The following is a 474-nucleotide window of genomic DNA, read 5'->3' as shown; positions in this document are numbered from 1 at the left end:
GACTGGCTGAAATAGTCACCTTGTAGGAACCATCATCCTGTTTTGTGGCATTATGCCAAACAAGATCATCCTGACCATTTTGCTCAGACCAGACAGGGATAAGGACACCTGAAATACCACTTGGATTCGTCAGATTAGTGATAAGAACGTCAAAAGTTCCACGATTTTTATCATTATTGGTAATAGTCAATGTTCCTTGAGTCTTAGTGATATCAAGTGTCACTTGTTTGCCACCTAGGCCAATGAATTTACCATCATTGTCAACCAAATAGACATGAGAGTTATAGAGACCGCTATCTCCCTTATGGTTGCTTGAACGAACAGTTACCTTATAGTCTCCATTAGCTTGCTTGGCTGCCTTGTACCAGATGATATCATCTTGACCGTTCTTTTCTGACCAGGTTGGAACTAGAACTTCTTTGAAACCACGTGGCGCAATTAAGTTTGAGATAACAAGATCATAGCTACCAGTAG

1 protein-coding gene is annotated in these 474 nt (G+C 40.7%); it reads right to left on the bottom strand.

Annotated features, from left to right (window positions below):
• On the bottom strand, positions 1-474 hold a 474-nt coding region (locus HMPREF2637_RS10005), incomplete at both ends, for a GBS Bsp-like repeat-containing protein (RefSeq protein ID WP_176745621.1).

Source organism: Streptococcus sp. HMSC065H07, from assembly GCF_001837325.1.
Lineage (GTDB): Bacteria > Bacillota > Bacilli > Lactobacillales > Streptococcaceae > Streptococcus > Streptococcus salivarius_H.
Note: the sequence above shows the minus strand (reverse complement) of the source record. Positions and strands in the feature narration are given on the sequence as shown.